The sequence below is a fragment of the Paraburkholderia sp. SIMBA_054 genome (assembly GCF_046534875.1).
Classification (GTDB): Bacteria; Pseudomonadota; Gammaproteobacteria; order Burkholderiales; family Burkholderiaceae; genus Paraburkholderia; species Paraburkholderia hospita.
This window is the reverse complement of the sequence record NZ_JAWRXV010000125.1, coordinates 1-9872: the sequence shown is the minus strand read 5'-3', so window position 1 is coordinate 9872 and position 9872 is coordinate 1. Positions and strand designations below refer to the sequence as shown.

The 9872-nt window shown below is 58.0% G+C and carries 6 protein-coding genes, 1 tRNA gene and 1 pseudogene; all 8 read left to right on the top strand.

The window, feature by feature from the left end:
- Nucleotides 1–79, top strand: a pseudogene (locus SB822_RS53755) (formate dehydrogenase cytochrome b556 subunit); the annotation flags it as partial.
- Nucleotides 80–175: 96 nt separating this feature from the next.
- Nucleotides 176–1108 (top strand): formate dehydrogenase accessory protein FdhE, encoded by a 933-nt coding sequence (gene fdhE / locus SB822_RS53750; RefSeq protein WP_410858669.1) that lies wholly within the window; start codon nucleotides 176–178, stop codon nucleotides 1106–1108.
- 35 nt (nucleotides 1109–1143) lie between these two features.
- Nucleotides 1144–2589 (top strand): L-seryl-tRNA(Sec) selenium transferase, encoded by a 1446-nt coding sequence (gene selA / locus SB822_RS53745; RefSeq protein ID WP_410858668.1) that lies wholly within the window; start codon nucleotides 1144–1146, stop codon nucleotides 2587–2589.
- Entirely contained in the window at nucleotides 2586–4526 is a 1941-nt protein-coding gene (selB, locus tag SB822_RS53740; RefSeq protein ID WP_410858667.1) for a selenocysteine-specific translation elongation factor, read from the top strand. Before selA ends, selB begins: the two co-directional genes overlap by 4 nt.
- A gap of 98 nt (nucleotides 4527–4624) precedes the next feature.
- A tRNA-Sec gene (locus SB822_RS53735) sits at nucleotides 4625–4720 on the top strand.
- 395 nt (nucleotides 4721–5115) lie between these two features.
- Nucleotides 5116–7806: a hypothetical protein gene (locus tag SB822_RS53730; RefSeq protein WP_410858666.1), complete on the top strand. Its 2691-nt coding sequence runs from the start codon at nucleotides 5116–5118 to the stop codon at nucleotides 7804–7806.
- Nucleotides 7781–8938: an ATP-binding protein gene (locus tag SB822_RS53725; protein ID WP_410858665.1), complete on the top strand. Its 1158-nt coding sequence runs from the start codon at nucleotides 7781–7783 to the stop codon at nucleotides 8936–8938. Before SB822_RS53730 ends, SB822_RS53725 begins: the two co-directional genes overlap by 26 nt.
- Entirely contained in the window at nucleotides 8931–9812 is an 882-nt protein-coding gene (locus SB822_RS53720; protein WP_410858664.1) for a TniQ family protein, read from the top strand. The genes SB822_RS53725 and SB822_RS53720 overlap by 8 nt, the downstream gene beginning before the upstream one ends.
- Nucleotides 9813–9872: the final 60 nt, after the last annotated feature.

Here is a 9872-nt window from a genome sequence, read left to right as displayed (position 1 = left end):
CGCGATGGTGCGTGGCACGGTGACGCTCGGCTGGGCGCGCAAGCATCATCCGAAGTGGTTTCGCGAGAGTATCAAGTAACCTGTGCGCGGCGCGCGCCGGGCCAGTAGTGCGCGCTGCGTCTGCATATCTGCTACTGTTGACGCCATCCATGTTTCTGACTAGCAGGAACCTGAATTGGTGCAACGCATCCTGGATCCCGGCCAGATCGAATCGATCGATCACTCCGCCATTCCGCGCCTGCGGATGCCGGAGCGCGCAACGCTATTCTCGACGCGCGCCGCACGTCTGCGCCAACTGGCGGATGCGAGTCCGATTGGCGGCTATATCCGGCTGATGGCGACGCTGGCCGACGCGCAGCAGCAAACGCTCGCGCAGATCAGCGCGGCGATGCCCTCCACCGAATCCATCGACCTAGCGCAGCAGCATTCGATGCCCATTGCGCCCGCGACCACGGCGGATCGCGATCCCTTGTGGCGCGACGTATTGCAGCGTCTGCTCGATCGCGTCGAAGCGGCGGGACTGGTGACGCCCATGCTCGCCCGCGTGATCGACGACTTGCGCGTGAAGCGCGCGGAAGAACTCGACGCACTCGCCGACGCGATCCTTGCGCTGCGCTTCAACGAAGTCGAGCCGGCGTCCGCGCCGTTCGTGATGGCCGCGTTGCAGGTGGTGTGGACGGACATCGCGAGCCGCATCGATCAGCGCGCCGTGCCGTATCTCGACGCGCCCGGCGCGTGTCCCGTGTGCGGCGTGCCGCCCGTCGCGAGCATCGTGCGCGTCGGCGGGCAGTTCCAGGGCTATCGCTACGTGCAATGTGGCCTGTGTTCGACCGAGTGGCATGTGGTGCGCGTCAAGTGCACGAATTGCGATTCGACGAAGGGCATCGCGTATCACGGCATCGACGGCGGCAGTGAAGCGCTCAAGGCCGAATCGTGCGACGAGTGTCACACGTATCGCAAGATCGGCTATCAGGAGAAAGACTACGACTTCGAGCCGCTCGCCGACGACCTCGCGAGCCTCACGCTCGATCTGCTAATGAACGAAGCAGGCTATAAGCGCAGCAGTCCGAATCCGCTGCTGTGGCCGGAAGTGCCTTCGGACGAATAAGCCGTCGTCGTAGCAACCGCGCGGGGGACGCAAGCGTGAGCGAAGTGTCGGGAAACCAGTTGAACAGGGACATGCGCGCGTTGCTTGCGCGAGTGCCGGCTGTCGAGCGCGTGCTGTCGTCGGCACAAGCGCAACCATTGATCGATGAATACGGCCGCACGCAGGTCGTCGACGCAATACGCGCGGCCGCCGATTCGCTAAGGCGCGACCTGCTCGCGGGCACTTCTTTCGATGAATCGATCAGCTTCGAAGCGAAGCTAATCGACGATGCGTCGCACACGCTCGCCGCGCGCGCGCGGCCCCATTTGCGCGCGGTGTTCAATCTGACGGGCACCGTACTGCATACGAATCTCGGGCGCGCACTGCTGCCCGACGAAGCCGTGCGCGCGGTAGTCGAAGCGCTCACGCGGCCGATGAACCTGGAGTTCGATCTCGCCACGGGCAGCCGCGGCGATCGCGACGATCTGATCGACGAACTCATCTGCGAGCTGACGGGCGCCGAGGCGGCGACGGTGGTCAACAACAACGCGGCGGCCGTGCTGCTGACGTTGTCGGCGCTCGCGTCGAAGAAGGAAGTGGTCGTGTCGCGCGGCGAACTGGTGGAGATAGGCGGCGCGTTCCGCATTCCCGACATCATGTCGCGCGCGGGCGCGAAGCTGCGCGAGATCGGCACGACGAACCGCACGCATCTGAAGGATTACGACGAAGCGATCAATGCGCGCACCGCGCTGCTGATGAAGGTTCATTGCAGCAACTATGCGATAGAGGGCTTCACGAAAAGCGTGTCCGTCGATGACGTCGCGCAGCTCGCGCATGCGCGCGGCCTGCCGATGGCCGTCGATCTCGGCAGCGGCACGCTCGTCGATCTCGCGCAGTTCGGTTTGCCGACCGAGCCGACCGTGCGCGAGACGGTCGAAGCGGGCGCCGATCTCGTCACGTTCAGCGGCGACAAGCTGCTGGGCGGGCCGCAGGCGGGGTTGATCGTCGGGCGCGCAGAGTTGATCCGCAAGATCAAGAAGCATCCGCTCAAGCGGGCGCTGCGCGTCGGCAAGCTGACGCTCGCGGCGCTCGAACCTGTGTTGCAGCTTTATCGCGCGCCCGAGCGGTTGCGCGAGCGGCTGACGACATTGCGTCTGTTGACGCGTCCCGCCGCCGACATGCAGGAACAGGCGACGCGTGTGCAAGCCGTGCTGCAACGCGCGCTCGGCGAAGCGTACAGCGTGACGGCCGAGCCAATGATGAGTCAGATCGGCAGCGGCGCGTTGCCTGTCGATCAGTTGCCGAGCTTCGGCCTTGCGATGCGCAATGCCGCGGGCAAGCGCGGCGGCCGCGCGCTGATGAAGCTCGAAGAAGCGCTGCGCGTGTTGCCGCGCCCGGTGCTCGGACGCATTGCCGACGACGCGCTGCGCCTCGATCTGCGCTGCCTCGAAGCCGCCGACGAAGCCGTGTTCGTCGCGCAATGCGCGGAGCTGCGGATATGATCGTCGGCACGGCGGGCCATATCGATCACGGCAAGACGACACTGGTACGCGCGCTGACGGGCGTCGATACCGACCGCCTGAAGGAAGAGAAGGCGCGCGGCATTTCGATCGAACTCGGCTACGCCTACACGCCGCTCGACAACGGCGACGTGCTCGGCATGATCGACGTGCCGGGCCACGAAAAGCTCGTGCATACGATGGCGGCGGGCGCGTGTGGCATCGACTATGCGCTGCTCGTGATCGCCGCCGACGACGGCATCATGCCGCAGACGCGCGAGCATCTCGCGATCCTGCAACTGCTTGGCATTACGCGCGGCGCGATCGCTTTAACTAAAACCGATCGCGTGGATGACGCGCGCATCGCCCAGGTGCGCGAAGAGATTCGCGCATGGCTTGCCGCGACGCCGTTCGCCGATGCGCCCGTCTTCGACACGAACGCGACTTCACCCGACGATGCCGGCGTGCGCGCGCTGTCGAGTCATCTGCGCGACGCGGCCGTCGCATGGCGCGCGCGGCGCGACGATGGGCTGTTCCGTCTCGCCGTCGACCGCGTGTTCACGCTTGCGGGGCAGGGCACGATCGTGACGGGCACGGTGTTCGCCGGGCGCGTCGCAACGGGCGACACGCTGATGCTCGAACCGGCGCATCGAGCCGTGCGTGTGCGCAGTATCCACGCGCAAAACCGTGCGGCCGATGTAGGGCGCGCGGGACAGCGCTGCGCGCTCAATCTCGCCGGCATCCATAAAGACGCGATTGCGCGCGGCGACTGGATCGTCGATGCGCGGCTCGCAAAACCGGGCGAACGCTTCGACGTCGAGCTGACGCTGCTCGCGGACGCGGATATCACGCTGCAACACTGGGCGCCGCTGCATGTGCATATTGGCACGCTGCATCGTGTCGCGCATGTCGCGTTGCTCGAAGGCGATACGCTCGCGGCCGGCTGCAGCGCGCGCGTGCAGCTGGTGTTCGATGCGCCTGTCTGCGCGTTGCCGGGCGATCGCTTCATCGTGCGCAATGCGCAGGCGACGCGCACGGTCGGTGGCGGGCGCGTGCTCGATCCGTTCGGGCCGCCGCGCAAGCGCAGGACGGCGGAGCGGCGCGCATGGCTCGACGCGTTGCAGACGTGGCTCGACGACGGCCGCATCGGTCCGCTGCTCGACGAGGCGCCGCGCGGCGTAACGCGTTCGATGCTGACGCAACTGACGGGGCTGCCCGCCGACGCATTGCCGCTGCCTGCCGATGCCGACGAGATCGCGCTGCATGGCAAGGACGCAGGCGATGCCGTCGTCGTGTTACGTACGCACTGGGCGCGTTTGCGATCGAATGTGGTTGCGACGCTCGATCAATATCACGCGCGCTCGCCCGACGAACTGGGACCGGATGCCGCGCGCTTGCGGCGCATCGCGGCGCCGCTGGTGCCCGACGCGATGTGGCGCGCGCTAGTCGACTCGCTCGTGGCCGAAGGTGTCGTTGCGAGGAGCGGGCCGTGGTTGCATGCGCCGGGGCATTCGATCGCGCTCGATTCGAACGAGCAAGGTCTCGCCGACAGGTTGCTGCCGCTGCTTCTGGAAGGCCGCTTCGATCCGCCGTGGGTGCGCGATCTTGCGAAGACGACGGGGCAGCACGAAGATGCAGTGCGTCAGGTGTTGCGCAAGCTCGCGCGGCAAGGTGATGTGCATCAGGTTGTCCGCGATCTGTTCTATCACCGCGACGTGGTGCATGAGCTTGCGCGGCTCGTCGCGGGGATTGCGAATGGGCATGGCGGCGCGCTGGGCGCATCGGGGTTTCGCGACGCGACTGGACTAGGGCGCAAGCGGGCGATCCAGATTCTGGAGTTCTTCGATCGCATCGGCTATACGCGCTTTCAACGCGAGGTGCACTGGCTGAGGCCGGATTCGCATTTGCGTGAGGCGCTTGCTTGCGAATCGGGTGCGTGATGTGGAGTCGCGCAATTGCGCGCGCCACGGATGATGGTGTTGTTTAGCGCTCGCTATAATCGGTTGCGGAAAGTTTGTGGTTGAGGTTAGGCGTCAACGGAAGGCATTCGTATCTGGTGGTGCGGCTGGGCTTCAAACCCAGTAGGGGGTGTCAGCCACTCTCTGGTCGGTTCGACTCCGGCTGCCTTCCGCCACAAGGCTTTTGACGAATCTGAAGATTCGTCGTGTGCAGGTAACCATAAAACTTCCGTTTGGAAGTTAATTGGTTTAATAAATTCGCCAAAAACTTACATATTGTTACACTTCTTCAATTCCTCTATCCGCCATCAGCGTAGGTGCCGGCTGCGTCTGATGCGGCGGCGCTTCAATGCCGGAATTGAGCGAAAGCCAGGGCAACGATCATCCCGACTGCGCAGGCCGCATGTTGGCCGCGCTTGACCTGCGCGACGCGAGTTTATAGGTTGTTAAAACCTCCGGCAAGTCTTGGTATCGACATCAAGAGTCCAAGAACATGACGCGATGTTCCGTATCTGTTGGCACTGTGGTCTTGCCAACTACTATTGCAATAGATATTTAATTAGAGATACGAATGAATGTATTCTCTGAAGATCGTTTGTACTCGTTGTTTGATGAGTTGGAGATACCTTCACCAACAAGGAAGCGTATTCTCGATAGTTTTCGACGGCCTGCGCGGGACTTACAGCCCAACAGGTATCAAGCACCTTTGGATATGCCATGCCCGAAGATGGGATTGACGATTCATGTCGCAAATGGAGTAGAGAGGAAAGCCGCGAATTCATACCTGTTCGATGATGAGGTGCTCGGCTATCTCGACAGTCCGTTCGAGCTTAACGTTAGATATCAAGGTCGAGGAGGTAAGCCTGTTTGTTTCAACTGGACGCAGGGATTTCTTGTATGGACGGCTTCCGCAATCTACTTGGATGAGTGGTTCACGCTGGATTCCCTTAATTCGAAGTGCAAGAACAATCCGGTACGCTTCAAGAGAGAAGACACCATCATTCGCTGTCCCCCGCTCGAGGAGGCGGCCAGCAAACTGAAGCTCACCTATAGAGTACGAATCGCGGAGGAGATCGACTCTATCGCAGATCGAAATATGAATTTCCTTCGGTCATATCTGGTTGATGGGCAGACAGCAACTCCAGGCTTCGTCAGAAAGGCGGATCGGTTCTTTGAACACGTCTCTTTCGCTACATTGGAAGAACTTCGATCAGCACTGCCTGAGCATGGGGTGGACGATTTTTATGTTGCGATAGCGACCGGAGCAATTGTCGCAGATTTCTCAAGCGCATTTGTCTGTGAAAATCACCGCTTTATGGTTTTCCGCGATGTGGAAAGTAGCAAGGTATACAAAGAAGCGTATCAATGTGAGCACCGGTTGACCGCTCTTGGATTGAGTAATCAGCAACCGGATTTTTCGGCCGGCACGAGGTTAATTCTGTGTTCGCATGCATTCACCGTTGCTGTCTCCGGAAACCTCGACGCATTACTGATGCCAGACGACGAAGGGGAGCCCATCGTCATAAAGACTGCCAAACTCGCCGAGTATTGGAAAACGGGTGGAATAACAATCGTCAGTCTTCCGAGATCGGATGGTGACGCTCTGTATCTGGACACACCATGGCGCTACGCCACAATTAAAGCAATAAAAAATGCGGTCGACAAGCTCGATTTGCTTGGAAGGTGGGAGGATGGAGACCGATCTATCGCGGTGACCGAGGCCTATTCAGATCGTACGTATAGAACTTTACGGAAAGTAAAATATGATGCTCTGCATGCCGGAGAAGATGTTCTTGCTGCATTCCTGCCAAAGTGGCCAGATAGGGGCAATCGCCGTCGGAGGCTGAGTGATGAAGTTGAGAAAATAATTAAAGAGATATTCGATGCGGATTTTGAATCTCTTCGCGGACCGAATAAATGGTTCGTTTTCGGCAGACTCTCAAAACGTTTGAAGACTATCGGCGAATCAATATCAAAAGTTACGTTTCTCCGCCGCGTAGCCAAAGAGACGGACGTTAACACGATAAGGCAGCGTGCAGGAGCAAAAGCTGCATACCAGGCGTCGGGTTTCGCATGGATTTTGCGTCATGACACTCCAATCCATGGCGACTATCCGATGCAGTATGTTCATATCGACCACACCGAGCTGGAAATTGAGGTCGTGTCGAAAAAAACAGGTGAGCCGCTCGGTCGACCGATCTTGACCTTGATTATTTGCGCATACAGTCGAAGAATCTTAGGGTTCTATCTTTCGCTCAGAAAGCCGAGATACTTGTCATGTATGGCAGCTTTTCTGGATATGATTCGCCGATTTGGCCGAGCGCCGGAATTTGTGATATTTGACGGGGGATCGGAATTTGGCGCGGCCGATTTCAAATGGCTTTTGCGCTTTCTTGGAACGGGTGAGAAGCCGAGAAAAACGTCTGCGTGTCGAGAAGGCGATGTCATTGAGCGGATCTTTGGAGTGTCTCAGGCGGCTTTTATTCACAATCTTTTCGGTAACACGAAGCTTCGAAGAAACCCAAGGGGCTTAACGGAAGAAACGGATCCAACGAATCTGGCGAGACACACGTTGGAGGAACTCTATGACGGACTTGCACGGTACCTCTTTGAGACCTACGACAAGCGGCGCCACGGGACGTTATGTATGTCTCCGAGGCAGAAATTCGAAATGGGGCTAGACCGCTCCGGGGAGCGGCTTGGACGGCTCAGGCGCATCAAGGATTGCATACCGCTTGCGTTTCCGTCCGTGCGAGGGGCGACACGTAAGATTGATTATCAACGTGGTATCCGCACAAATCTTTCACGGTTCAGGAATCCGCGTCTCGAGAGTCCGCAATACCATAGGCTATCCGTGCCAGTAAAAATGCACCCGATAGATCCGAACGTCGCATATGCGTTTGTTGATCATGAATGGTATCCGCTGCAACGTGAGAAAAGCGACGCCGACGCATCATCGACCGATCCGATAACTCTGGCGGAGTTCGAGGAAAATTTTATCCTTCACAGCAGAACCTTGGCGTCTCAGAGCGAGGCCAATATAGAGGTCGCGGACATTGTGGAGGATATGGATGGGCAGTGTGCAGAGCGCGTGAACGGACAGCGTAACGATTCTGAGGCCGCCGAGCCAAGTGATGAGAGTCAGAAAGCGCGTGTATCTAATGACGGGATCGAATCGGATTCGGACGATCTATCGCTCGAACAGCAACTTCGGGTGTTGAGAGAGAGAGGCTACCATGCGCAAACGTATCGCAAGCCGTAGGGTACAGAAGTGTCCGGATGAAATCTTGAATGCCCCACTAGCTGTTCGAGTGAAATTCTTCAAGGAGGAGATTGTCCATCATGATGCGTTCGATGAAGCGCTCGAAAAAATGGAAACTGCTATTGCCTGCGGTCTGCCGGGAACAATGCTGGTCTTGGTCGGTCCTGCTGGTGTGGGGAAATCCTCGCTGGGGGACGAATTGCATGTGAGGGTAAGCGAAGAATTCTTTAAGTCAAATCCAGACGACAAGTACACGATCCCGTCCGTTTGCATTGAGGCATGGTCGGGCGAGGATGGTCGCTTTGACTGGAAGGATTTTTACGAACAGATTCTTGAAGCGCTCCAGGCTCCGCTGGTCTTTAATACATTGCCGGAAGTCCGGCGAGTAATCGCGGGTCGCGAATTCTTCCTGCCTGATATCACCCAACGTCGTGCACCGACTATCTCTGCGTATCGCGCTCGGCTGCGGCGCTCGATACGTGAGCGAAAACCTCTCGTTCTTTTCTTCGATGAAGCATCCGGAATTATACAGTCGAGTCGCTTGGAACGGGTGAAGATCAAGTCGAACACACTCAGATCAATGGTAAATAGTTCGAACACAACGATGATCGTGTCAGGTGCCTATGATTTATATGATCTGGCGTTGCAAACTGGTCAGCTCGCTCGCCGCGGTGATGTGATTCATGTCCGACCGTATTTGCCGCAGGAGGTGGAATCAGTAGCGAAAGTTTTCTACGCCTTGCAGGAAATCATGCCCGTGAAAGGCGGTTGCAATCTAGAACCGTTTGCCGATCAGATTGTGCATCAGGCACTAAGGACTACAGGTCTCCTGAAGAAAATCATGACGAGGGGCCTCGTGCTTTCGTCGCAGCTCAATCGACCAATCGATGAAGAAATTCTTAGCCAGTGTTACCTCAAACCGGCGCAGTGGAAAAAATTGCAAATGGACATGTTTGACGGATACCTGAAGGTTGAGGGTGTTCAGCATCCAGAGGACAGCCGCAAGCTGGTTCCCGACGAGCAAGACGAGGAAACATCTGATGCTGGCAAGGCGAAGCCGAAAACGGGTAAGAACCGACGTGTTGGCAGGACCAAGCCATCGAGAGGCGTAAGGGATCAAAAACATGCTTGAGTCCCATCGCTATTGTCCTATTCCTTGTCGTGCATTGTTCCACCTGGAGCCATGTGCTGTAGGCGCTTGGGACCGCCAGCGGCTGACTAGCTATGTTCAACACCTCGCTATATCGTCAAGTATCAGTCCGCACGCGTTGCGCGATCACTACGGACAGTGGCCTTACGGTTCGCGTCTCCGGGGAAAGGTCTCTGGTCCCACCAAGGCACCAAGTATCAACGGCGCTGGCGAGTGCGCGCGAAACTGGGTCACCGCCTTTAATGAGCTTACAGGGAGAAGGGATCTTCACGCGCTGACACTTCTGCCGTTTGCGGAGTTTGTCAGGTCTGGAGGCGGTGCGCATTTGCATTCACGTCGAATGTGGTGCAGCCGATGCCTCGAAAGCGACGTCGCTTCTGGGAACCTCCCATATGAGCGCTTGTTATGGTCGATCAAACAGGTTGTTGTCTGTCCGCTACATGAGATTCCATTGACCAGTTCTTGCCCGTATTGTGGTCGCTCCCAATCGACTGAGCTTTCCCGTGATTGCTTGCCTGGGCATTGCGGATTTTGCCAACATTTTTTTGGAGGCGATGGTCAATCCGGCGTTCTTGAGTCGCAAAGCGAACCATCCGAATATGAACTGTGGGTAGCGAGAGATTACGGCAATCTTTTGAACATGTGTGATGAAGACGTTGAGTGTGCGTCACAAGAGAACGTACGGTTAATGATCTTGCAGGCGATAACAACCGCCTGTCAGGGGAGGCCGCGAGATTTAGCAGAGGATTTGCGCTTCGCGCGGGAGACTGTTATGAACTGGGTGGCAGGGGACAGGCGAATTTCGCTCGCAGTGATCAGTTCATTGTCCTGGGTATACGCATCCCATTACACATAAGTCTGTAGGCGCCGAGAAAGTCGTTTACGGTCAATGACATAGCGGATTGGGTTGTAAACT

Coding starts and splice junctions, on each gene's coding strand:
- selB (WP_410858667.1), top strand. CDS start 2,586: ATGATCGTCGGCACGGCGGGCCATATCGATCACGGCAAGACGACACTG.
- SB822_RS53730 (WP_410858666.1), top strand. CDS start 5,116: ATGAATGTATTCTCTGAAGATCGTTTGTACTCGTTGTTTGATGAGTTG.
- SB822_RS53725 (WP_410858665.1), top strand. CDS start 7,781: ATGCGCAAACGTATCGCAAGCCGTAGGGTACAGAAGTGTCCGGATGAA.
- SB822_RS53720 (WP_410858664.1), top strand. CDS start 8,931: ATGCTTGAGTCCCATCGCTATTGTCCTATTCCTTGTCGTGCATTGTTC.